Source organism: Variovorax sp. P5_A3, from assembly GCF_056400665.1.
Genome location: NZ_JBFUKW010000027.1, coordinates 33298 through 56097, shown reverse-complemented (window position 1 = coordinate 56097; position 22800 = coordinate 33298). Strand labels below are relative to the sequence as shown.

Genomic DNA, 22800 nt, shown 5'->3' with positions numbered 1-22800 from the left:
GTAAGCCTTCCTAGAGGAGAGCACATGGCAACTCGCGACTTCCAAATCGTTGGACAGAATCCCAACGCCCCGTTCACCCTGAAGGTTCATCGGGGCGACGGCATGGCTCTGCTTGCCATGAACTGGAAGGACCCCAAACCTCCTCGCGACTTCGTCGGCTTCGCGCTTGAGTACAAGGAGCCCGACGGCGACCGCTTCTGGGCAATCAAGAATCGCATCAACTTCCCGAACCCGGATGGAAGCGTCAGCAAGGAGCGCACCTCCAGCCGGGTCTCGCCGATCCAGAAGTTCCGCTGGGTCCACTTCCCCGTTAACGCCGATCTGGAGGGTGAGTTCACCTACAGGGTGACGCCGGTGTTCATGGCCGCCTCGGGCGACCTCAGCTATGGCGAAACCCAGGAGGTGAGCATCGTCCTCGCCCGGGAGACCTACCCCGAGAAACTCAATGTCACCTTCACGCGTGGCTTCGTCTCTTCCCAGGCCTTCGTCGATCGCTACGTCACAGCCGCCCACGGTCTCGACACGCTCATCCCCGCAACCGCCGACGAAGGAGTCAACTTCGCCCCGACGCACCCAAAGGCCGAGGAGGCGCTCAAGTGGATGGGATTCGAGGCCCGCAGCGCGATTCTCGAAGCGCTCGACGCAGCCATCGCCGACGAAACCGCACTTGTGCGCGTCGTGGCCTACGACCTGAACGATCCCGCGATCATCAACCGCCTCAGGAAGCTGAAGAAGCGCCTCTGGATCATCATCGACAACAGCGCCGACCACAAACCCGAGACCTCCGCCGAGTCCCAGGCCGCTCAACGCCTCGCCAAGACAGCCAGCGCCGGCCAAGTCAAGCGCCACCACATGAGCAACTTGCAGCACAACAAGAGCATCGTCGTCGATGGCAGCGCTGTGAAGGTCGCCATCTGCGGCTCCACGAACTTCACCTGGCGCGGCCAGTTTGTTCAATCGAACAACGCCTTGGTGGTGCGGGGAAAGAAGGCCATTCAGCCGTTCATCGATGCGTTCGAGGACTACTGGGACAACGCCTTCGTCAAGGACTTCGGACCGACCGACTCCACCAAGTGGCACAGCCTCGAACTCGCTGGCATTGACGCCAAGGTCACGTTCTCGCCGCACTCCGAGGACAAAGGTGTTCTCAATTCCATTGGCGACGACATTCGGGCAGCGACGTCCTCGGTCTTCTATTCGCTGGCCTTCCTGAACCAGACCGGAGGTGACGTGACCGCAGCCATCGAGGCAGTCACCAAGAGGGCCGGCATCTTCGTGTACGGCGCCTCCGACAAGAGAAAGGGAGGCCTGGACCTCCATCTGCCCGATGGCAAGGTCGCGCCCGTCTTCGCCGCCAACCTGGAGGAGCACCTCCCCGAGCCGTTCAAGAGCGAACCCACGGCGCTAAACCCGAAGGGCGGCGGGACGCGCATGCATCACAAGTTCATCGTGATCGACTTCGACAAGCCCACGGCTCGCGTCTACATGGGCTCGTACAACTTTTCGGAGCCCGCGGATGTCAAGAACGGCGAGAACCTCCTCCTGATCAAGGACCGCCGCATCGCGGTGTCCTACATGATTCAGGCGCTGACCATCTTCGATCACTACCGCTTCCGCAATCTCCAGGCCAAGGCGGATGCTTCCGCCAAGCCCATCCAGTTGAAGAAGCCACCCCCGACCGGGCAAAAGGCGTGGTGGGACGAGGACTACACCGACCCGCGCAAGGTCCTCGATCGCAATCTGTTCGCCTGATGCGCGTTCATGTTGGTGACATCAAAAGCAGCGCTTGCAGAAGCTCTGGATCGCTTCACAGGCTTTCAAAAGAGCCGAATCGTCCAGTGCGTACGAAATGCGGATGAACGGCGCAAGACCAAAGGCACTTCCCGGAACCACTGCCACATGTGCCTCTTCCAGCAACGCGGTAGCCACATCGTCGTCCGTCGCGAGCCTTGTTCCGGCTGGGGACATTTTCCCAATCAGCCCCTCGCATGATGCGAACGCATAGAACGCGCCTTTCGGCGTCTCGCAGGACAATCCTGGGGCCGCGTTCAATCCGGCTACCACCAAGTCACGGCGTCGCTCGAAGGCTTGACGTGACACCCGAATAAAGTCCTGGGGACCTTCCAAGGCGGCAAGGGCGGCGTGTTGCGCGATGGTGCACGCGCCTGAGGTCTGCTGCCCCTGCAGTTTCTCCATCGCCTGGATGAGCCAAGCCGGGCCGGCTGCAAAGCCGATTCGCCAGCCCGTCATGGCGTAACCCTTGGAGACACCGTTCATGGTCAGCACGCGATCGCCGAGATCCGGCCGCACCTGAGCCAGCGTGGAGAACTGTTCGCCATCAAAGATCAGGTGCTCGTAGATGTCGTCGGACAGCACGAGAACGTCCGGAAACTCCTTCAGCGCCGTGCCAAGCGCATCCAGTTCTGCACGGCTGTAGACGGCACCCGTGGGGTTCGACGGGGAGTTCAGGATCAGCCAGCGCGTTCTCGCTGTGAGCGCATCTCGCAGTGCCCGAGGTGTCAGTCTGAAGCCATCTGCAGCGCCGCAAAGCACCGGCACGGACGTGCCGCCGCAGATCTGCACGATCTCGGGATAGCTCACCCAAAAGGGCGCCGGCACAACCACCTCATCGCCCTCGTTGAGCGTCGCAGCCAGCGCATTGAAGATCGCCTGCTTACCGCCGCTGGTCACGAGTGTGTCCTGCCAGCGCACGTCCAGGCCGTTTTCCCGCTTGAACTTGGCCGCTACAGCTTCGCGAAGCGGGCGAATGCCGGCGACCTGGTCTGCACGGCACCTTCCACCCATGCCGGCGTCCAGGAGACGTCGTCTCCTGCGATGAAGATTCCACGCTCCGCGGCCGGCATGTCGTCCTGCATGAAATGCGCAAACATGCGCTGGTTGTAGCGGTAGTGGCCGGGCAGCGCGCCTTTGAACGCGCCCAGGAAATGCGGATCGGCCTCCCATGAGATCGTGATCGGATCACCGATGATGTGGCTGGCAATGTCCACCTTGGGATAGATTTTTTTCAAGGCGCCAAGCGCGAGCTTGACGCGCTTTTCCGGAGACTGCGGCAGCATCTTGAGTGCATCGCCCATCCACGCATAGGACAGGCAGATGACGCCTGGCTTGTCCGGGCCATTGTCGAAGAGATAGGTCCCGCGCGTGAGGCGATCCGTGAGAGTCATGCTCATCACGTCCCGGCCGGTTTCAGGGTCCTTGTCCTTCCAGAAAGGGCGGTCCACCATGACGAAGGTCTTGCTCGATTGCATATAGCGCGTCCGGTCAAGCGCCATCCACATCTTGTGGGAGAAGAGGGATTCGTCGCAATCGATCTGGGTGGTCAGTAGCCAACTCTGGCATGTAGCCAACACGGCAGCGTAGGACTGCTGCCCGCCCCAGCGATCGATCACCGCCAGACGGCCGTCCTGCTGGCGGCGAATGGCCGCCACGCCTGCGCGAGGGGCGCCTCCGTGAAGGCTGGCCAAGGTGGTGCCCGCAGGCCAGTGGACGATGTCGCTCGGCGCGTGTTGCCACAGGCCAAGCGGCACCTGCTCCACACCGCCGACGATCAGTCGCTGCTCTTCATCGCAGTTGGTCATCACGACGCGAAGGATCTCCAGCATCGAGTTCGGGAAATCGGAGTCCCATCCACCGGTGCCGAATCCGACCTGGCCGAACACTTCGCGGTGCTGGAACGACAGCTGGGCAAAGGCCTTGGAGGTGGCAACGAAGTCGTAGAACGTGCGGTCGTCCCACAGTGGAACCAGCCGGTTCCAGAGCGACTTCAGGGTCGGCACATCCCGCTTGCGGATCGCGTCCTGGATCGCGGTGAACTGCGCGCCATCCTCCAGCGCGTCGCGCCAAGCGTCGGCAACCTGCCTGAACATCGGCGGAAGATCCGACAGCCTCTGCGCGTAGCGCGTCAACCCCTCGAGATCCACCACGGTGCTGCCGGATGCCGGCGTGAGTGGATTCGGGAACGGCCGCGTCTCCAGGCCCAACGCGTCGACGTACTCATAGAAGGTGGTGCCGGAAACCGGGAAGCGCATCCCGCCGAGTTCGGCGATCACTCCCTGGCCGCCTTCGAATGCCTGCGAGCGAAGGCGGCCACCCAATTTCGATGCCTCGTAGATGACCGGCTTGAGCCCGAGCTTCATCAGCTCGTAGGCAGCCACGATTCCAGCCATGCCCGCACCCACGATGGCGACCTCGGCGCCATGGTGCTCTGGCGGTAACACTCCCAATCCGGCGGAGTGCTGGATCCATTCGTCGAACGCGAAGGGAAAGTCGGGGCCGAAGACCGTGACAGGATTATGGTTGGCGTTCGTTGAGGAGGCCGTGGAGCGGAGTGGCATGGTCAAGGAGAATCTTGCAGAAGGATGGCGAGTCGGAAGTTCTGAACAAATCAACTGCTGCAGTTCAGTTCGATTCAGGAGTCCAAACCAATGGCATTGGTCGCGACCGAGCCAGATTCGTTTCGTACGAAGATGACCAAGCGCTGCCCATCCCAGCCGGTCGAAGCTGGCAGACGGCCAGAGCTGCATGCATTGCATCGGCTGATGGACGCCGTTCCATCGCTCGAACTCGACTGAATCCAGTCTATGTTGGGGGCCGTTCCGACACGGGCTCCAACGGGCCCAGAATGTTGATCGGGCGGGCCAAGACTGAATACTGCAATCAGTGCGATTTCAACAATTCAGTGGAGTAGCAGGCCTCCTGGCGCACGTGATGGTGGCGAAGTACCGCCAGGAGCCACTCCGCGTCGACGATCTTTCTGTGGCGGATTGGCTGTGGCGGACTGGCTGTGGGGATGAGCGTGCACCGACGCCTGGATCAGCGTGTGGCAAATTCCAAAAGGCCCACTTGCCTCGAACATGCCGCTCCGCGGCGAACACGCCGTGAACGTGATCGAGCTTCTCGGCCACGTCCTCACCGCTGCGCTCGAACGCGCGGCCGCGCTCGCAAGCGGTCGACTCGGGTTCGTGGTGGACGGCACCCTTGCGATGCGAAATGTCGGCGCGGTCGACCCCTATGGAGGCGTTGGCGCACCATCAGCTCGTGGGGTCGGACTTCCGGGGAGGCGACCTCGCGGGTCACGAGAACTTCGGGTCCGCCGAAATCGTCGAAGATGTTTCTCTTTCACTCCAGGTTAATCTTCAAGTCCCTGACCGACTCGGCCAACGCCTCGTTCAAGCCGCCTGCCGCGCAGGCCACAGCCGCATCGCGAGCGCGCCCACCCCCGACGCCGTCGCCAGCGCGGTCACGCCCATCCAGCCCCATGGCGGCAGCAGCAGCGCGGCCAGCGCAGAGCCGGCTGCCATGCCGATGAACATGCCGGTGAACAGGACCGCGTTGAGCCGGCTGCGCGCCGCGGGCTCGATGCCGTAGACGATGGTCTGGTGCGCGATCAGCGTGGCCTGCACGCCGAGGTCGAAGCCGATGGCGCTGGCCGCGAGCAGCCACAACTGCGCGTGGGGCGACAGCAGCGGCATCAGCGCCATGGCGGCGAACGACACCACGACCAGTCCGGCGCCGAGGCGCGTCACGAGTTCGGGGCCGCGGCTGTCGGCCAGGCGGCCGGCGAGCGGCGCGGCGAGCGCGCCGGCGGCACCGGCCAGCCCGAATGCGCCGGCCGCGGCGCTGCCGAGATGAAAGGGTTCGCCGTGCAGCATCACGGCCAGCGTCGACCAGAACGCGCTGAAGCCGATCGCCAGAAGCCCCTGCGCCAGCGTCGCCAGGCGCAGGCTGGGATGGCGCCGCCACAGCGCGGTCAGCGAGCCCAGAAGCGCACCGTAGGCCAGCTGCGTCGTGGGCCGAAAACGCGGCAGTCCGCGCCAGGCTGCAGCACTGATCAGCGCGATGCTGGCCGCCGCCGCAACGAACATCGCGCGCCAGCCGAAATGCTCGGCCACGAAGCCGCTCACCACGCGCGACAGCAGGATCCCGAGCAGCAGGCCGGTCATGACCATGCCGACCACCTTGCCGCGATGCGACTCGGGCGCCAGCGTGGCGGCGGCCGGCACGATGTCCTGCGCCATGGAGGCGGCCAGGCCGATCGCCAGGCTGGCCACCAGCAGCAGCCCGATGCCGGGTGCGGCACCGGCCAGCAGCAAGGCCGCGCACAGCACCGCGGCTTTCGCGAGGATGATGCGGCGCCGGTCGAAGCGGTCGCCGAGCGGCGCCAGCAGCAGGATGCCGAGCGCGTAGCCCAGTTGCGTCAGCGTGGGCACGAAACCGACCTCACGGGTCGAGGCGCCGATGTCGGCGCCCAGGACGCCCAGCATCGGTTGGCTGTAATAGATCGACGCCACCGCCAGACCGGCGCCGCTGGCCAGCAGCAAGACCAGCGAAGCCGGCATGTGCGCGGGCAGCGCCTCGGCGTCGCGGACAGCGCTCGCATGCACTGTATGAATGGATGACATGGTGTAAACCCTTGATTTCTTTGAATGGGTTGGAGTTTGAGTCCACTGCCGTTCCATTGGTAGCCGAGAGAAGCGCACAACAGTTATACGATTGACGCATACAAGAACGCTGCAACCATGCCGCCGTCTACCCTCCCCTCCTCCATCGCCGCCTCGTCCGACCGCATCGAGTTGATGAAAACCTTCGTGCAGATCGTCGAGGCGGGCAGCCTGTCAGCCGCGGCCGCGCAGATGCGGACCACGCAGCCGACGGTCAGTCGCCGGCTGCAGGCGCTCGAGCGCTTGCTCGGGGTGCGGCTGCTGCGCCGCTCCACGCACGCGATGAAGCTGACCGAAGACGGCGAGCGCTGCGTCGAGCGCGCCAGGGAACTGATCGAGAGCTGGCACGCCTTCGAGGCCGACCTGCGGGGCGACGACGACGATCCCGAAGGCATGCTGCGCGTGGTGGCGCCGCATGCCTTCGGCCAGCAGTTGCTGATCGGGCCGCTGGCCGACTACCTCCGCCGCCATCCGCGGGTCAGCGTCGAATGGCTGCTGCACGACCGGCGACCCGACTTCATCGCCGAGGGGGTCGACTGCGCGATCCAGGTCGGCGAGGTGAACGACCTCGGCGTCGTCGCCATCAAGCTCAGCGAGGTACCCCGCATCGTGGTCGCTGCGCCTTCGGTGCTCGAGGGCCAGCCGGCACCGACGCACGCGCGCGAACTCGCGGCACTGCCGTGGCTCGCGCTGCGCACCTTCTACCGCACCGAGATCCTGCTCTCGCACGCGAAAAGCGGCGAGAGCTGCCGCGTCGCCCTGCGCCCGCGCCTGAGCACCGACAGTCTCTACGCCCTGCGCAGCGCCGCCGCGATGGGCATGGGCGTGTGCGTGGGGTCGACCTGGCTGCTGGCCGAGGATCTCGCCCAAGGCCGCCTGGTCCAGCTGGTGCCCGAGTGGCAGGCCGCCGCCCTGCCGGTCTATCTGACCTACCCGCAGGCGCGACTGCAGCCGCCGAAGCTGAAGCGATTCATCGAGGCGATGCGCTTCCAGTGGCCGACGTAGGGGGCCGGGGTTCAGCCAATACGGACCGGTGGCCGGCGGATCTCCACCACGCCGCGGTCGGTCTGCACGCCCATCGCGTAAAGGCCCGAAGAGCCGCCGTTGTAGCGAATCTCGAACGGAAAGTCCGACGGTGAAGCGACGTCGCCGAGCCAGCCCTTGAGATCCGAATGCGTTTCGCCGATCTCGATCCACGCCAGACCCTGCCCTTGCACCTCGCCGGAGCCCGGCACCACCGGCAGGCTCGCGACGTGCGTGCCGCTGCCCGGCTTGAAGTAGAGGTTGGGCTTGCCGATCGGCCAGGCCACGGTCGCGCTCGGCGCCTGTAGCGCGAAGCCGCGCGCGCCGTTCATCATCTGACGGCCGGCCTCATGGCCCGTGGTGTTGGGATCGATCGTCGTGCCGTGGTGCGCCGCGAAAGCCTCGAGCTCTTCGAGCGTGTCCGAACGCAGGCACCAGCCGAGGAAACAGTCGCCCTCGCGCGTCTGGCGCTCCATGAAGACGGTCAACGGCTCGCCGTGCGCGAGAGGCCGACGGTCGATCACGCTCTCGACCTCGATGTAGATGTCGGGCGCGAGCGGCACCACGCGGTGGCCGATGCCGTAGAGCGGAAAGAAGCCGCCGTCGTAGTTGCCGAGACCCGTCTCCTTGCTGAGCCGGAAAGTCGACTCGTAGACGTTCGGAGCTGCCATGCAGACATGGTCAAAATGAATCACTGGGGTTCCTTCGGTGGGTATGTGGATGAAGATGCGAGCTCAGCGCGTCGCCGGTTCGTAGCGGCGCACCGGCGCGGCCGGCGGCCTGATGAGGGCCCGGCGCCGCATGAGCCGGCCGGCCAGGTAGACGAAGACGGCGCCGAGCAGCGCGGCGATCGCGAGGAACAGCAGTCCCGCGTCATAGGAGCCCGTGCGGTCCTTCAGCAGCCCGATGAAATACGGGCTGAACATCGAGCCGAGGATGCCGAAGCAGTTGACATACGCAAACACCACGGCGGCGGTCTTGCCCCTCACGCCGACACCGGTCAGTTGCCAGATGCAGATCGGCCCGCTGACCAGGCCCGCCGTCAGCAGCGACAACCCGGCGATCGAAGCATAGAGGTTAGGCACGCTGACCAGGATGCCGATGCCCACGGCGGCGGTCACGAAGGCGGCGATGGCATGCCACACGCGCTCGTTCGTGCGGTCAGAGTGCGCGACCCAGAACCAGTAGATCACCATGCCGAACACGCTCGGTATCGCCGCCAGCAGGCCGACCTGGACAGTCGACAGCGCGACGCCGAAGAGGCGGCCGAACTCCTGCACGATCTGCGGCGTGAAGATCAGGCTCGCGTAGAAGCCCATCTGCGCCGTCGCATAGGCGAGCGACAGCAGGATCAGGTGCGGCTGGAGCAAGGTGGTGCGCAGCGGCGGCTCGCCGGCGGATGCGTGGGCGTCGCCGCTGTCGCGAGCGGCGATGACCTGTCGCTTCTCTTCATCGGTCAGCCAATCGGCCTCCTCGGGCTTCGAGGTCAGGAAGCGGATCGAGTAGAAGCCCAGCAGCACTGGCAGCAGCCCCTCGACGAAGAGCATGATCCGCCAGCCTGAGAAGCCGAAGAGTCCGTCGGCGTACTGGACGATCGCGGCCGACATCGGCGTGCCCACGATGACCGCCCAGGGCAGCACGGCGATCACCAGCATGCGTCCGCGCAGGCCCGGCGGAAACCACAGCGCCAAGCAGTAGATCAGGCCCGGAAACAATCCGGCTTCGGCGACGCCCAGCAGCATGCGGATCGCGATCAACTGCCAGCCGTTCTGCACGAAGGCCGTGCAGGCCGAGATCAGGCCCCAGGTCACCATGATCCGCGTGAGCCAGATGCGCGCGCCGATCCGGTGCAGGATGATGTTGCTGGGGATCTCCATCACCAGGTAGCCCACGAAGAACAGGCCTGCCGCCAGGCCGAACACCTGCTGGCTGATGCCCAGCTCGGCATTCATGCGCAGAGCCGCGGTCCCGATGTTGATGCGGTCGAGGTACGCCATGGTGTACATCAGCATCAGGATCGGAATGATCCGCCTGATCACTTTGCGCTGTACGGACGCGGGAAGGGTTTGAGTCATATCGGACGCCCAGGGGACTTCGGAGGTTGACGGGCGGGGCCCGCGGTCGGTGTCCGCCGGGCGGCAAGCGCCATCAGCGTTGATCGAATGATCGTTAACGAGAAGATGACTGAAAAGGACAATCTTTCTCACGATCTCGGACATCCAAGGTCCGAATTATTTAGACTCCGGTCTTCGCACCCGAGCACGACCCCATGAACCTCATCGACCTCCGGACGCTGAAGCACTTCGTCTGCGTGGCGGAGAACGAGAGCATCTCGAGGGCGGCACAGCTGCTGCACATCTCGGCCTCGCCGCTGAGCCGCACCATCCTTAACCTCGAGGAAAAAATCGGCTTCGCGCTGTTCGATCGCGTCGGCCGCAGCCTGCGGCTCAACAACGCCGGACGCGAACTGCTCCTCAACGCGCGCCAACTCCTGCTCGGCAACGAGCGCCTGATGCTCGACTTGCAGCGCCGGGCCGGCGGTACCGGCGGCACGGTGGTCATCGGCCACATGCCGGGCGCGCTCTACAACGGCATCATCCCGGACACCGCCCAGCGGGTGCAGGCCGCGCACCCCGCGATCCGGTTCCAGTTCGAGGGCGCGCCGGAGAGCGAGCAACTGGAACAACTGCGCCGGGGGCGAATCGATTTCGCGGTGCAGACGCAGGAGCTCACCGATCCCGCGCTGGCTTCGGCGGTCTACAGTTCGGAGCGCTACGTGCTGCTGATGCCGCGTGCGCATCCGCTGGTCGCGGCGCCGGAGATCTCGGCAGGCCAACTGGTCGATGCCGAGTGGGTGGTGACGCCCGAGCGCAGCGGCCCGTCGCTGCGCGCGAAGTTCATGCTGGCCTGCCACCGCCTGAGTTTCGAGCCGCGCGTGGCCTGCGTCGCAGGCGACATCATCTCGGCGCTGGCGCTGGTCGCGAGCGGCTTCGGCTTGTGCGCGGCGCAAGAAAGCCTGGTGCAGTTCTCGGGCGAGAACATCGTGGTGCGCGACCTTCCGCTGCTGGAGATGCGCACCGACTACCGCATCGTCTGGCGCCCCGACGCGCTCGGTCAGGCAGCGCTGCGCTTTCTGGATGCGCTGCTGGCGCGGGCCGGCTGAAGCTCAGGTCGACTTTCGGTCGGCCAACAGCACCTTCGGTGCCCCGTGCAGGAAGGATTCGACCCTCATATCGATCAATCGATCAATATTCCGAGGCGCGGCAAGATCGTAAACCCACTTGCGAACGCCGATGTAGAACACGCTGGAGTGCATGGCCCAGATGAGTTCGACCTCTTCGTCCTCGGCCTCGGCGTTCTCGGGATCTGGAATGTCGTAGGCAAAGCGCAGTTCGCGCGCGATCAGCAGGAAATGGCGCTCGCGCAGGCGCGCCAGGTAGCGCTGGTTCACGCCGGCGCGGCTCAAGCCCGCGTACATGAAGATGCGCACCCATTCGCCGCGGAGCACGAAGTGCGCGTAGTCCTTGAGGTAGCGCTTGAGGCGGTCCTCGAGCGAGTGCGAGCGGTCAGCGAGCCACTCTTCCCACTCCGGGTTCCAACGCCGCACGAAGACTTCGTCGTAGACGCGGTCGACCAGTGCTTCCTTGGTGGGGAAATAGCGGTACAGCAGCGGCTGCGAGACGCCCAGCTGCTGGGCTAGGTCGCGTGTGCTGCCCTCGAAGCCCTGCCTGGCAAAGAAGCTGATGGCCGACTGGACGATCTCGTGCTCGCGGTCTTCGGGCGCGAGGCGGCGGCGCCGCAGCTTTCCGCCGGCGGCGCCTTCTTCCGGCGTCGGGTCTGCCTTCGCAGTGCGTGGGGTCATCGAGGGTGTCCGTGGAATGAATCAGGCCGATCGTTTGATTATTAGCGCGCCGGGCCTTCGACACCAGTCAGCCCGGGTAAACCCCAATGTCCCTATGCCGAACGCCGCTTGATCTCGGATTCTGCTCGAACTATTATTGATCGTCCGATCACTTAAACTCACACCCTCACGAAGAACGGAGACAGCCATGACGATCGATCGCAGGAGTTTCATGACAGCGGCCGCCACCGCTGGCGCCGCCTTGGCGGCCCCTTCGCTGGTGCGCGGCCAGGGCACGGCCGAGCCGCTGCGCCTGGGTTTGCTCACCGCCAAGACAGGGCCTTTCGCTTCCGGCGGACTCGACATGGAGCGTGGGCTCCAGAGCTACCTGGCGGCCAACGACCAGCGGCTCGGCGGCCGCAAGGTCGAACTGATCGTGGCCGACACCGGCGGCGTGCCGTCGAGCGCCCGCACCAAGACACAGGAACTGGTCGAGCGCGAACGCGCCCAGGTGCTGATGGGGCCCCTGGCCGCCTTCGAGGCACTGGCCACCGACGACTACATGCGGGCCCGCAAGATTCCGGTGTTCCCGGTGGCGGCGGCCGAAGACATGACCCAACGCAAGGCCAACCCCTGGCTGTTCCGCGCCAGCTCGACCTCGGCCCAGTGCGCGCATCCACTGGCCGACTACTGCGCCAAGAAGCTGAAGTACAAGCGCATGGTGCTGGTGGCCGACGACATCGCCTACGGCCACGAGATGACGGCGGGCTTCCAGCGCGTGTTCGAGGAAGCCGGCGGCAAGGTGGTGCAAAAGCTTTTTCCGCCGCTCACGGCGCCCGACTACGGCAGTTTCCTGGCCCAGCTCAACCGCGACGCGGACGCAGTGTTCCTCGGCTTCGCGGGGTCCAACGGCTTTCGCTTCATCCGGCAGTTCAACGAGTACGGCCTGCGCGGCAAGCTGGCCCTGGTCGGCGGCATGACGGCGCTCGACGAAGCGGTGCTGCGCAACATGGGCGACGAAGCCCTGGGCATCGTCACGGTGAACTGGTATTCGGCCGAGCTCGCGAATCCGGTCAACGCGAAGTTCGCCGGCGCCTTCCGCAAGGCGCACGGCTACGACCCCGGCTTCTACGCCGCCTGCACCCACGTCAGCGCGTCGGTGCTCGACGCCGCGCTGGAGCCCTTGAAGGGCCAGGCCTTCGACCGCGAGTCGCTGCGCGCATCGCTGCAGAAGACCAACGCCTCGACGGCCCGCGGCCCGGTCAAGTTCGACGCCTGGGGCAACGTGGTCGGCAACGTGTACGTGCGCACCGTGGAGCGCAAGGACGGGCGGCTGGTCAACAGCATCATCGAGACCTACCCAGACGTGAGCCAGTTCTGGACCTACGACCCCAAGAAGTTCCTGGCCGAGCCGGTCTACTCGCGCGACTGGCCGCCCGCCAGGAACCTGGTCGCCTGATCGCCCCCTACCGGAGCTTCACGGCCGGCGGCCGCCTCGGCGCGGCGGGCCCTGACGTCAAGAACATGCAATTCTGGTTGACTCAGACACTCAACAGCCTGGCCCTCGGCGGCCTGTTGCTGCTGCTCTCATCGGGCTTCGCGCTCATCTTCGGGCTGATGCGCATCGCCAACCTCACGCACGGCGCGCTGTTCATGATCGGGGCCTACGTGGCCGCGAGCGTGGCGCGCGCCGGCTGGGGCTTCGCGGTCGCGGTCGTCCTCGCCGGGCTCGCCACCGCCGTCATCGGCGGGCTATTCGAGCGCCTCGTGCTGCGCCGGCTTTCGGGCAATGCGCAGGCGCAGGTGCTGGCCACGCTCGGCCTCTCCTTCATCGCCGCCGACCTCTGCCTGGTGCTGTGGGGCGGCGATCCGATCCCGGTCTCGCCGCCGGCGATTCTGAGTGGCCCGGCGTCGCTGTTCGGCTTCAGCTTTCCCAGCTACCGTCTGGCCGTGATCGTTGTGGCCCTGGTGGCCGCCGTCATCCTGTACCTGTTGCTGGAGCGCACCCGGCTGGGCGCCCGCATTCGGGCCGGCGTCGACGACATGCCGATGGCACGTGCAGTCGGCATCCGGGCGTCGGCCCTCTTCACCAGCGTGTTCTGCCTGGGCGCGATGCTGGCCGGACTCGGCGGTGCCTTCGGCGGCCCGATGCTGTCGGCCTACCCGGGGCTCGATGCCGACATGCTGCCGCTGGCGCTGATCGTGGTGATCCTCGGCGGCGTCGGCAGCCTGATGGGCACCTTCATTGCGAGCTTCATCATCGGCTTCATCTACACCTTCGGCACCGCGCTGGTCCCCGACCTCGCCTACGTGATCCTGTTCCTGCCGATGATCCTGGTGCTGGCCTTCCGGCCCACCGGCCTGCTCGGAGGTGCCCGCGCATGAAACCGACGATCCGTGCCCTGCTGCTGCTCGCGGCCCTGGCCCTACTGCCGGCGCTGTCCGGCGAGTACTACGTCAACCTGGGCAGCCAGATCCTGATCGCGGTGATCTTCGCCTCCAGCCTGAATCTGCTGGTCGGCTACGCCGGCCTGACCTCGCTGGGCCACGCGGCCTACCTGGGCCTGTCGGCCTATATCGCCGCCTGGCTGGCGCTGCGGCTGGGCCTCGGCCACGCGATGGCCGCACCGCTGACGCTGCTGGCCACCACGGCCATCGGCGGTGTCTTCGGCTGGATCGCGCTGCGGGCCTCGGGGCTGAGCTTCCTGATGCTGACCCTGGCGCTGTCGCAGGTGGTGTGGGGCCTGGCCTACCGCTGGACCTCGGTCACCAACGGCGACAACGGCCTCTCGGGCCTCACGCGTCCGGCCCCTTTCGGCATCGACATGGAAAACAGCAACGCCTACTACTGGTTCGTGCTGTCGATCACGGCGGTGGTGCTGCTGGTCGTCGGCCGGCTCGTGAACTCGCCCTTCGGTGCCTCGCTGCGCGGCACCCGCGACCAGGCGCGCCGCATGAGTTCGCTCGGCTACAACGTCTGGGCGATCCGCTGGTGCGCCTTCGTGGGCGCGAGCTTCGTCGGGGCGGTGGCGGGCCTGCTGTACGTCTACTTCCACAAGTACGTGCATCCGAGCGTGCTGTCGGTCACCGCGTCGGCCGAGGTGCTGCTGAGCGTGATCGCGGGCGGCGCCGGCACGCTGGCCGGGCCGGCGGTCGGCGCGGTGCTGGTGGTGCTGCTGAAGAACTATGCATCGGGCTACATCGAACGCTGGAACATGCTGCTGGGCGCCGTGTTCGTCTTCATCGTGCTGGTGATGCCGCACGGCATCGTGCCGGGCGTGCGCACGCTGCTGGCCCGGCTGAAGGAGAAGCGCGCATGACCGCTGCACTCGAAATCAAGGGACTGCGTAAGTCTTTCGGCGGCATCGCCGTCACGCAGGACATCTCGCTCACGATGCAGCCCGGCGAGCGGCGGCTGGTCATCGGGCCCAACGGCGCCGGCAAGACCACCCTGTTCGGCCTGATCGGTGGCGAGATCCGCCCGGACGCCGGGTCGATCCGCATCTTCGGCCAAGACGTGACGAAGCTGCCGGTGCGCGCCCGCGCGCGTTGCGGACTCGCGCGCACCTACCAGATCATCACGCTGTTCCCGAAGGACACGCTGGCGCACAACGTGGTGCTGGGGCTGCTGGCACTGCTGCCGCTGCGGCTGGACGCGCGCACCGACCTGTCGCGGCACGCGGCGCTGCACGACCGCGCGGTGCAGCTGCTCGACGGCGTCGGGCTCGCGGGCAAGGCGCTGCACCGCGTGTGCGACGTTTCCTATGGCGAGCAGCGCCGGGTCGAGCTGGCGCTCGGCCTGGCGCAACAGCCGCGCCTGCTGCTGCTCGACGAACCGCTCGCGGGCCTGTCGCAGGACGAGCGCGTGGTGGTGCAGCGGCTGATCGCCCAGGTGCCGCGCGAGACCGCGATCCTGATGATCGAACACGACATGGACGTGGCGCTCGAATTCGCCGAACAGATCACGGTGCTGCACTATGGGCAGGTGATCGTCGAGGGCGACCGGCGCACCGTGGTCAACCACCCGCGAACGAGGGAGATCTACCTTGGCCACTGATGCATTGAGCGTGAGCGAACTCGACATCTTCTATGGGCAGAGCCAGGTCGTGCACCGGCTGTCGATGAACCTGCAGGAAGGCCGCGTGCTGGCGCTGCTGGGACGCAACGGCGCCGGCAAGAGCACCTCGCTCAACACCTTCGCGGGCCTGCACCAGGCGCGCGCCGGCAGCATCCGCCTCGCGGGCCGCCCGGTGGAACGGATGTCGCCCGAAGGCATCGCCCGGGCCGGCATGCGGCTGGTGCCGCAGGGCCGGCGCATCTTCCCGAGCCTGACCGTGCTGGAGAACCTGCAGGTGGCCGAGCAGGCGGCGCGAGCGAAGGATGACGGCAAGCAGGCCTGGAACCTCGAGCGCGTCTACGCCACCTTCGGACGTCTCAAGGAACGCATGCGGCAGCGCGCCGGCACGCTCTCGGGCGGCGAGCAGCAGATGCTCGCCATCGGCCGCGCGCTGATGGGCAACCCCCGCGTGCTGCTGCTCGACGAGCCTTCGGAAGGGCTGGCGCCGTTGATCGTCGCGGAGGTGGCGCAGGCCATCAAGACGCTCAAGGCCGATCGCCTGTCGATCGTGCTGGTCGAGCAGAACTTCAACCTGGCGCTCGAGGTGGCGGACGACGTGGTCGTGCTCAACACCGGCCACGTCGTGCATGCAGGCAGCGCCGACGCAGTACGCGCCGAACCCGAACTCGCGACCCGCCATCTCGGCGTGTTCTAGCCCGGACTTTTTCAAAACACACTTCCAACGGACTTCACGTGCTCTACACCTGCGCCCCCCACTGCTCCGACCCGAGCCACCGCCACGCCGCAGCGCCCACCGGCCGCGCACGCTCGGCAGCCCTTTCGATGCCGCGCGCGGCCAGCGCGTCGACGCCGACGCGCGGCGACCGTCCGCCGGTCGTCGACGTGCACTGCCACTACCTGAACCCGGAGGTCGCCAAGGCAGCGAGCGACCTCGATGTCGGCCTGCACGACCCGAGCGTGATCCATGCCAACGCCTTGACGCGCGAGACCAACGTGGCGCAGATGCGCGAACGCGCGCCCAAGCTGACCGGCATCGACCAGCGCCTCGACGACATGGACCGCATGGGCATCGACATCCAGGCAATCAGCCCGGCGCCCTTCCAGTTCTTCTACTTCACGCCGCCGGAACGCGGGGCGGCACTGGCGCGCCAGGTGAACGAAGGCATCGCGGCGCTGGTGGCGGCCACGCCGCAGCGCTTCGTCGGGCTCGGCTCGGTGCCGCTGCAAAACGCTGAACTCGCGATCCAGGAGCTCGACCACGCGATCGGCACGCTCGGCCTGCGCGGCATCGAGATCAATACCAACGTCAACGGGCTCGACCTGACCGATGCCAGGCTCGGGCTGGAGCCTTTCTTCGCCCGCGCAGACGCGCTCGGCGCGGTGATCTTCCTGCATCCGGTCGGCTTCTCCGAAGGGTCGCGGCTGACCGATCACTACTTCAACAACGTGATCGGCAACCCGCTGGACACGACCGTGGCGGTCAGCCACCTCATCTTCGACGGCGTGGTGGCGCGCCATCCGAACATCAAGTTCATCGCGGCGCATGGCGGCGGCTACGTGTCGCACTACTGGGCGCGCATGGACCACGCCTGGCGCGCGCGCAAGGACTGCCGCACGGTGATCGACCGCGCGCCGTCGAGCTACCTCAAGACCTTCTACGTCGATACGATGGTGTTCGACCCCGAGATGCTGCGCCACCTGGTCGATCTCTTCGGTGCCGACCGGGTGCTGCTGGGCACCGACTATCCCTACGACATGGGCGAGGAACGGCCCCGGGAACTGATCGCCTCTGTGCGCGGACTGTCGAGCGACGAGGTGGCGCAGATCGAGGGGCTCAACGCCCTGAAGCTGCTCGACATCGCGCCGATGCGCTGATTCCCCCAGGAGCCATGCCCATGACTTCCACTTCTGCGCTCTTCAGCGCCCTTTCAATCGGCGGGATGCACTTCCCCAACCGCATCGTCGTCTCGCCCATGTGCCAGTACTCGGCGCGCGACGGCATCGCCAACGACTGGCACCTGCAGCACCTGATGCAACTCGCGATGTCCGGCGCCGGCCTGGTCATGGTCGAGGCCACCGCCGTCGAGGCCCGCGGGCGCATCACGCACGGCTGCCTGGGTCTCTACAGCGACGCCGCCGAAGCCGCGCTGGCGCGCGTGCTGCAGGCCGCCCGCGCGGTGGCTGCGCCCGGCACGCGCTTCGGCATCCAGCTCGGCCACGCGGGCCGCAAGGGCTCGGCGCACGTGCCCTGGGAAGGCGGTGGGCCGCTGAAGGCAGGTGGCGACGGCGGCGAACCGTGGCGCTGCGCGGCACCCAGCGCCCTGCCCTTCGCGCCCGACTGGGACACGCCCGAGGCGCTGGACGATGCGGGCATCGAAAGGCTGGTCGACAGCTACGTCGACGCGGCGCGGCGCGCCGTGCGCCTGGGCTTCGACGTCATCGAGCTGCACTGCGCACATGGCTACCTGCTGCACCAGTTCCAATCGCCGTTGTCGAACCGACGCGACGACGTCTGGGGCGGCGACGCGGCCGGACGCGACCGGCTCGCGCTGCACATCGCCCGGCGCCTGCGCGAGCAGGTGCCCAGCAGCCGGGTGCTCGGTGCGCGCATCACCGGCACCGACTGGGCCGAAGGCGGTCTCGGAATCGACGACGCAGTTCGCCTGGCGCAGGGTCTCAAGGACATCGGCTTCGGCTACGTCTGCGTGAGCAGCGGCTTCGTGGTGCGTGGCGAGCGCATTCCCTTCGGCCCCGGCTTCCAGGTCGGGCTGGCCGCGCAGGTGCGACGCCGCAGCGGGATCGCCACGCGCGCCGTCGGCGGCATCAGCGAGCCGGCGCAGGCGGCCGAGATCGTGGCCTCGGGCCAAGCCGACCAGGTGGCCCTGGCGCGCCCCTTCCTGGCCGATCCGCGCTGGGTCTGGCGGGCGGCCGAGACGCTCGGCATCAAGCCCTACTACCCGCCGCCGTACCTTCGCGCGGCAGGGCTGCGCAAGCCGGCCACGGCGGCAGGCGCCTGAGCGCGCGGTCTCACTTCGACTCCCCATGACTTCCACTTTCGAACTCAAGGTCAACGGCCGCGCACACCAGGTGCAGGCCGACGAGAACGACCTGCTGCTCTACGTCTTGCGCAACGACCTCGACTGCAAGGGCGTGCGCTTCGGCTGCGGCGCCGGGCACTGCGGCGCCTGCACCGTCTGGATGGACGGCCGTGCGGTCCAGTCCTGCGACATGCCCCTGTGGGGCACGGTCGGGCGCGAACTCACCACGGTCGAGCAGCTGGCGAGCGACCCGGTCGGCGCGGTGGTGCTCGACGCCTTCGTCACGCTGCAGGCTGCGCAATGCGGCTACTGCATCAACGGCATCCTGATGTCGGTGACCGCCCTCCTGGGTCGCATCACCTCTCCGACCGAGGCAGAGCTGCACGAGACGATGCACCGGCACCTGTGCCGCTGCGGCGCCCATGCGCGCATCCTGGAGGCGATCGAGGCGGCCGCGGCCCGGCTGCGCGCGGAAGGCCCGACATGAGTTCCACGCTCTTCACGCCGCCAGCCATCCAGGCCCATCCACGGCTCTGCCAGTGGCTGCGTATCGGGCCGGAGCGCCAGGTCACGGTTTTCACCGGCAAGGTCGAACTCGGCCAGGGCATCGAGACCGCGCTGGTGCAGATCGCCTGCGACGCGCTCGGCCTGACGCCAGCGCAGGTGCTGTTGGTGGCCGGGCACACCGACCGCTCGCCCGACGAGGGCTACACGGCGGGCAGCCTCTCGGTGCAGTACGGCGGCGCCGCGCTGCGCTGGGCCTGCGCGCATGCCTACACGCTGTTCGTCGCGCTTGCGGCGCGCCGGCTGGATGCCTCGCCGTCGGACCTGCAAGTCGACGCCGGCTGCTTCTGCGATGCAGGTGGCCTGCAACGGACCGACTACTGGGCGCTCGCCGCCGAGGTTGACCTCGACGTCCCGATCGTCGGGCCTCCCGCCTTCGCTCACCACGCAGCGGAGCCCTACGTCGGGCGTTCGCTGCCGCGCGTGGATCTCCAAGCCAAGCTGACCGGCGCAGGTTACCTGCAGGACTTGGTGATTTCGGGCATGCAGCACGTGCGCATGCTGCGCGGGCGGCATCCCTCGCAGCGCCTGGCGACGGTGCCGCTGGCCGAATTGCAGGCCCTGCCGGGCGTGTCGCAGGTGGTGCACTGCGGCCACTTCCTGGCCCTCGTGGGCCCGAACGAAGGCGCGTTGGTGCGTGCACTGCCCAAGGCCCGCAAACTGCTCGACTTCGATGCCATGCCCGATCCGCATGCAGGGCAGGACACAGTCACGCTGCTGCAGGGCTTGCCCGCCAGCCCCCGGCGCGTGCACGAGGCCGGTACGCCGGGCACGGGGCTGCGAAACTACAGCGCCACCTACTCCCGCCCCTACCTGGCGCACGCGTCGATCGGCCCGGCCTGCGCGCTGGCCGATCCGCGCGGCGAGCGGTTGCGCGTCTGGTCGCACACGCAGGGCGTCTATCCGCTGCGCGACCAGATCGCCGCGGCGCTCGGACGCGAGGCCGCAACGGTGCAGGTCATCCATGCGCCGGGCGCCGGCTGCTACGGCCACAACGGCGCCGACGATGCCGCCTTCGATGCCGCCTTCGTCGCCACCCGCATCGGCCTGCCGGTGCGCGTGCAGTGGATGCGCGAGGACGAGATGACGATGTCGCCGTTCGGCTCGGCCAGCGTGGTGCAGGTGACGGCCGGACTCGACGATGCCGGACGCATCGGCGGCTGGGCCATGTCCCTGTGGAGCCACACCCACATGAACCGACCCGGCTGGGGCGACGGCATCAACCTGCTGGGCGCCTGGGAGGTCGATCCGCCACTGCCACGGCCCGCGCCGCGCGACCTGCCGCTGCCGATGGGTGGCGGCGACCGCAACGCGATCGCGCTGTATGACCTGCCCCATCAGCAAGTCGACTACCACTTCATTCCCGGGTCGCCGGTGCGCGTGTCGGCACTGCGCTCGCTCGGCTCCTATGCCAACCTGTACGCGATCGAGAGCTTCATGGACGAGTTGGCGGAGTGGGCGGGCTGCGATCCGGTCGAATTCCGCCTGCGGCACCTGAGCGACGCGCGTGCGCGTGCCGTCCTGGAGGCCGTCGCCGAGATGGCCGGCTGGCGCCGGCGCGGCGAAAGCGGCAGTGGCCGCGGCCTGGGCATCGCGGTCGGCCGCTACAAGAACCAGGCCGCGTACTGCGCCATCGCCCTCCAGGTCAGTGTCGAGGAGAAAGTCCGGGTCGAGAAGGCCTGGGCAGTGGTGGATGCCGGCGAGGTGGTCAATCCCGATGGCCTGGTGAACCAGATCGAGGGCGGCCTGCTGCAGTCGCTCAGCTGGACGCTGAAGGAAAGCGTGACCTGGGACCGCAGCGGCATCACTTCCTGCGACTGGGAGCACTACCCGATCCTGGGCTTCGACGAAATCCCGAAGATCGCCGTGCGCGTGATCGAGCGGCCAGGCGAACCCAGCCTGGGCGCCGGCGAGGCCGCCGCGGGTCCGGCGGCGGCGGCCGTCGCCAATGCCGTCGCCCACGCGCTCGACCTGCGGGCCCGGCAGCTGCCGCTGTCCGCCGAGCGATTGGCGCACCTCATCGCCAGCGGCTGAAGCGCTCGCCGTCCGATTCTCCGATTCGAATCCACCGTTCAAGGACCCACTCATGGCCATCCAGACCCTTGCCCACTATTCGGTGCGCACCACCCGGCTCGAAGCTTCGCGCCACTTCTATGTCGACGTGCTCGGCTTCCGCGAAGGATTCAGGCCGCCCTTCGACTTCCCCGGCCTCTGGCTCTACAAGGGCGACGACGAGGCCCAGTTCGGCGTCGTGCACATCATCGGCATCGACCCCGACGCGCCGCAGGGCCTGGTCGAGTACCTCGGCGACAAGAGCGAGGCATCGCTGCACGGCAGCGCCGCGATCGACCATCTCGCCTTCCTGGCGACCGACCTGCCCGACATGCGGCGGCGCTTGCAGCAGGCCGGCCTGGCTTTTCGCGAACGCACGGTGCCGAGCATCGGCCTGCACCAGCTGTTCGTCGAGGATCCGTCCGGCGTGACGATCGAGCTCAACTACCCGGCCGAAGAAGCCCGGGAACACGGAGCCCACGCATGAACGCGCCGCAAAGCGCGGGGCCCGCGCGCAAGGCGCTGGTCATTGGCGGCTCGCTGGGCGGCCTGTTCGCTGCCAACCTGCTGCTGCGCGCCGGCTGGGACGTTCATGTCCACGAGCGCGTGGCCGACGAGCTGGAGGGCCGCGGTGCCGGCGTCGTCACGCATCCCGAGCTGATGGAGGTGCTGACGGCGGCAGGCGTCGACGTCAGCGACGGCATCGGCGTCGAGGTCCGCGAGCGCATCACCTTGGCACGCGACGGCCAGGTCGAGGACTCGCGCCCACTGCCACAACTGCTCACCGCCTGGGGCCGCCTGTACCAGGTGCTGCGCCGCGCCTTCCCCTCCGAGCGCTATCACAACGGCCGGCAGCTGGTCTCCTTCGAACAGGATGCAGCCGGCGTGCGCGCGACCTTCGCCGACGGCGAGGTGGTGGCCGCCGATCTGCTGGTGGCGGCCGATGGCCTGCGCTCCACCGTGCGCCAGCTGCTGCAACCCGAGACCCGGCCCCGCTATGCCGGCTACCTCGCATGGCGTGGGCTGGTCGAGGAAGCCAGCCTCTCGCCACGTGCGCTGGCCGAACTCTTTCCGTACTTCGCCTTCGGCCTGCCGCCGCGGGAGCAGATGATCGCCTACCCGGTGGCGGGACAGGGCAACAGCGTGGAGCCGGGCAAGCGCCGCTACAACTTCGTCTGGTATCGACCGGCCGACCAGGAGACGACGCTGCGCGAGATGCTGACCGATGCGAGCGGCAAGACGTGGCCCGACGGCATCCCGCCGCCGCTGATCCGGCCCGAGGTGCTGGCCGCCGCACGCCAGGCGGCGCACGAGGTGCTGGCGCCGCAGTTCGCGGAGGTGGTGCAGAAGACGCCGAACCTGTTCTTCCAGCCGATCTTCGATCTCGAAAGCTCGGCACTGGCCTTCGGGCGGGTCGCGCTGCTGGGCGACGCGGCTTTCGTCGCCCGGCCGCATTGCGGCATGGGCGTCACCAAGGCCGGCAGCGATGCCGCGGCGCTGGTTCGCGCGCTGGAAGGCGAGCTGGACGTTCAGTCCGCGCTCAAAATCTATGAAGCTTCGCGCTTGGATGCGGGCAGCTTCATCGTCAACCACGCTCGAGCGCTGGGCGCCTACATGCAGGCGCAGATCAGCACGCCGGCCGAACGCGCGATGGCCGAGCGCTATCGAAGCACCGAAGCGGTGATGCGCGAGACCGCCGTTCCCCCCGTCCCGCACTGAGCCATGGTGTCCCCACTTCTCCCG

At 67.3% G+C, this 22800-nt stretch carries 19 protein-coding genes and 2 pseudogenes; 14 read left to right on the top strand and 7 right to left on the bottom strand.

From position 1 onward, the window contains the following. Positions 1-24 precede the first annotated feature (24 nt). A complete protein-coding gene (locus AC1D3B_RS30165) occupies positions 25-1752 on the top strand; it encodes a phospholipase D-like domain-containing protein (RefSeq protein WP_478194351.1) in 1728 nt (575 codons plus the stop codon). A gap of 21 nt (positions 1753-1773) precedes the next feature. On the opposite strand, the pseudogene AC1D3B_RS30160 reads toward AC1D3B_RS30165, so the two are convergent. The 4 genes and pseudogenes from AC1D3B_RS30160 to AC1D3B_RS30145 all read right to left on the bottom strand — a co-directional run. Continuing rightward, positions 1774-2799 (bottom strand): annotated as a pseudogene (locus tag AC1D3B_RS30160) (pyridoxal phosphate-dependent aminotransferase); the annotation flags it as partial. After that, positions 2745-4355 (bottom strand): flavin monoamine oxidase family protein, encoded by a 1611-nt coding sequence (locus AC1D3B_RS30155; protein ID WP_478194367.1) that lies wholly within the window; start codon positions 4353-4355, stop codon positions 2745-2747. The pseudogene AC1D3B_RS30160 and the gene AC1D3B_RS30155, both read right to left, overlap by 55 nt. Positions 4356-4991: 636 nt before the next feature. Continuing rightward, positions 4992-5130: pseudogene (locus tag AC1D3B_RS30150) on the bottom strand (NAD(P)H-quinone oxidoreductase); the annotation flags it as partial. Between the two features lie 59 nt (positions 5131-5189). Beyond that, entirely contained in the window at positions 5190-6422 is a 1233-nt protein-coding gene (locus AC1D3B_RS30145; RefSeq protein ID WP_478194350.1) for an MFS transporter, read from the bottom strand. 117 nt (positions 6423-6539) lie between these two features. On the opposite strand from AC1D3B_RS30145, the gene AC1D3B_RS30140 reads away from it, so the two are divergent. Further along, positions 6540-7466, top strand: a complete 927-nt coding sequence (locus AC1D3B_RS30140) for a LysR family transcriptional regulator (RefSeq protein WP_478194349.1) — start codon at positions 6540-6542, stop codon at positions 7464-7466. A gap of 11 nt (positions 7467-7477) precedes the next feature. Here AC1D3B_RS30140 and AC1D3B_RS30135 read toward each other — a convergent pair whose 3' ends face one another. Then, on the bottom strand, positions 7478-8179 hold the full coding sequence (locus AC1D3B_RS30135; RefSeq protein WP_478194348.1) for a VOC family protein: 702 nt from the start codon (positions 8177-8179) through the stop codon (positions 7478-7480). A 39-nt stretch (positions 8180-8218) separates the two neighbouring features. After that, complete coding sequence (locus AC1D3B_RS30130; protein WP_478194347.1) at positions 8219-9559, bottom strand: MFS transporter; 1341 nt, start codon at positions 9557-9559, stop codon at positions 8219-8221. Positions 9560-9753: 194 nt separating this feature from the next. On the opposite strand from AC1D3B_RS30130, the gene AC1D3B_RS30125 reads away from it, so the two are divergent. Then, positions 9754-10647, top strand: coding sequence for a LysR family transcriptional regulator (locus AC1D3B_RS30125; protein ID WP_478194346.1), 894 nt, complete (start codon positions 9754-9756; stop codon positions 10645-10647). 3 nt (positions 10648-10650) lie between these two features. Here the strand turns inward: AC1D3B_RS30125 and AC1D3B_RS30120 are convergent, their stop codons facing one another. Then, positions 10651-11346: a TetR/AcrR family transcriptional regulator gene (locus tag AC1D3B_RS30120; protein WP_478194345.1), complete on the bottom strand. Its 696-nt coding sequence runs from the start codon at positions 11344-11346 to the stop codon at positions 10651-10653. Between the two features lie 187 nt (positions 11347-11533). Here AC1D3B_RS30120 and AC1D3B_RS30115 point away from each other — a divergent pair, with 187 nt between their 5' ends. The 11 genes from AC1D3B_RS30115 to AC1D3B_RS30065 all read left to right on the top strand — a co-directional run bounded on the left by AC1D3B_RS30115 (position 11534) and on the right by AC1D3B_RS30065 (position 22776). Then, entirely contained in the window at positions 11534-12784 is a 1251-nt protein-coding gene (locus AC1D3B_RS30115) for an ABC transporter substrate-binding protein (RefSeq protein WP_478194344.1), read from the top strand. A gap of 77 nt (positions 12785-12861) precedes the next feature. Continuing rightward, positions 12862-13710, top strand: a complete 849-nt coding sequence (locus AC1D3B_RS30110) for a branched-chain amino acid ABC transporter permease (RefSeq protein ID WP_478194343.1) — start codon at positions 12862-12864, stop codon at positions 13708-13710. Beyond that, positions 13707-14645: a branched-chain amino acid ABC transporter permease gene (locus AC1D3B_RS30105; RefSeq protein ID WP_478194342.1), complete on the top strand. Its 939-nt coding sequence runs from the start codon at positions 13707-13709 to the stop codon at positions 14643-14645. Before AC1D3B_RS30110 ends, AC1D3B_RS30105 begins: the two co-directional genes overlap by 4 nt. Further along, a complete protein-coding gene (locus tag AC1D3B_RS30100) occupies positions 14642-15382 on the top strand; it encodes an ABC transporter ATP-binding protein (protein ID WP_478194341.1) in 741 nt (246 codons plus the stop codon). Before AC1D3B_RS30105 ends, AC1D3B_RS30100 begins: the two co-directional genes overlap by 4 nt. After that, complete coding sequence (locus AC1D3B_RS30095; RefSeq protein ID WP_478194340.1) at positions 15372-16097, top strand: ABC transporter ATP-binding protein; 726 nt, start codon at positions 15372-15374, stop codon at positions 16095-16097. Before AC1D3B_RS30100 ends, AC1D3B_RS30095 begins: the two co-directional genes overlap by 11 nt. A gap of 38 nt (positions 16098-16135) precedes the next feature. Next, positions 16136-17278: an amidohydrolase family protein gene (locus AC1D3B_RS30090; RefSeq protein ID WP_478194339.1), complete on the top strand. Its 1143-nt coding sequence runs from the start codon at positions 16136-16138 to the stop codon at positions 17276-17278. A gap of 20 nt (positions 17279-17298) precedes the next feature. Further along, on the top strand, positions 17299-18420 hold the full coding sequence (locus AC1D3B_RS30085; RefSeq protein ID WP_478194338.1) for an NADH:flavin oxidoreductase/NADH oxidase: 1122 nt from the start codon (positions 17299-17301) through the stop codon (positions 18418-18420). Positions 18421-18445: 25 nt separating this feature from the next. Continuing rightward, positions 18446-18928 (top strand): (2Fe-2S)-binding protein, encoded by a 483-nt coding sequence (locus AC1D3B_RS30080; protein ID WP_478194337.1) that lies wholly within the window; start codon positions 18446-18448, stop codon positions 18926-18928. Continuing rightward, positions 18925-21039 (top strand): molybdopterin cofactor-binding domain-containing protein, encoded by a 2115-nt coding sequence (locus tag AC1D3B_RS30075; RefSeq protein WP_478194336.1) that lies wholly within the window; start codon positions 18925-18927, stop codon positions 21037-21039. The genes AC1D3B_RS30080 and AC1D3B_RS30075 overlap by 4 nt, the downstream gene beginning before the upstream one ends. 52 nt (positions 21040-21091) lie before the next feature. Then, positions 21092-21544 carry a VOC family protein gene (locus AC1D3B_RS30070; protein WP_478194335.1) on the top strand — a complete coding sequence of 151 codons (453 nt, stop codon included), beginning with the start codon at positions 21092-21094 and terminating at the stop codon, positions 21542-21544. Beyond that, a complete protein-coding gene (locus AC1D3B_RS30065; RefSeq protein WP_478194334.1) occupies positions 21541-22776 on the top strand; it encodes an FAD binding domain-containing protein in 1236 nt (411 codons plus the stop codon). Before AC1D3B_RS30070 ends, AC1D3B_RS30065 begins: the two co-directional genes overlap by 4 nt. Positions 22777-22800 lie beyond the last annotated feature (24 nt).

Coding starts and splice junctions, on each gene's coding strand:
- AC1D3B_RS30125 (WP_478194346.1), top strand. CDS start 9,754: ATGAACCTCATCGACCTCCGGACGCTGAAGCACTTCGTCTGCGTGGCG.
- AC1D3B_RS30080 (WP_478194337.1), top strand. CDS start 18,446: ATGACTTCCACTTTCGAACTCAAGGTCAACGGCCGCGCACACCAGGTG.
- AC1D3B_RS30085 (WP_478194338.1), top strand. CDS start 17,299: ATGACTTCCACTTCTGCGCTCTTCAGCGCCCTTTCAATCGGCGGGATG.
- AC1D3B_RS30070 (WP_478194335.1), top strand. CDS start 21,092: ATGGCCATCCAGACCCTTGCCCACTATTCGGTGCGCACCACCCGGCTC.
- AC1D3B_RS30100 (WP_478194341.1), top strand. CDS start 14,642: ATGACCGCTGCACTCGAAATCAAGGGACTGCGTAAGTCTTTCGGCGGC.
- AC1D3B_RS30155 (WP_478194367.1), bottom strand. CDS start 4,355: ATGCCACTCCGCTCCACGGCCTCCTCAACGAACGCCAACCATAATCCT.
- AC1D3B_RS30075 (WP_478194336.1), top strand. CDS start 18,925: ATGAGTTCCACGCTCTTCACGCCGCCAGCCATCCAGGCCCATCCACGG.
- AC1D3B_RS30140 (WP_478194349.1), top strand. CDS start 6,540: ATGCCGCCGTCTACCCTCCCCTCCTCCATCGCCGCCTCGTCCGACCGC.
- AC1D3B_RS30105 (WP_478194342.1), top strand. CDS start 13,707: ATGAAACCGACGATCCGTGCCCTGCTGCTGCTCGCGGCCCTGGCCCTA.
- AC1D3B_RS30165 (WP_478194351.1), top strand. CDS start 25: ATGGCAACTCGCGACTTCCAAATCGTTGGACAGAATCCCAACGCCCCG.
- AC1D3B_RS30065 (WP_478194334.1), top strand. CDS start 21,541: ATGAACGCGCCGCAAAGCGCGGGGCCCGCGCGCAAGGCGCTGGTCATT.
- AC1D3B_RS30120 (WP_478194345.1), bottom strand. CDS start 11,346: ATGACCCCACGCACTGCGAAGGCAGACCCGACGCCGGAAGAAGGCGCC.
- AC1D3B_RS30145 (WP_478194350.1), bottom strand. CDS start 6,422: ATGTCATCCATTCATACAGTGCATGCGAGCGCTGTCCGCGACGCCGAG.
- AC1D3B_RS30115 (WP_478194344.1), top strand. CDS start 11,534: ATGACGATCGATCGCAGGAGTTTCATGACAGCGGCCGCCACCGCTGGC.
- AC1D3B_RS30130 (WP_478194347.1), bottom strand. CDS start 9,559: ATGACTCAAACCCTTCCCGCGTCCGTACAGCGCAAAGTGATCAGGCGG.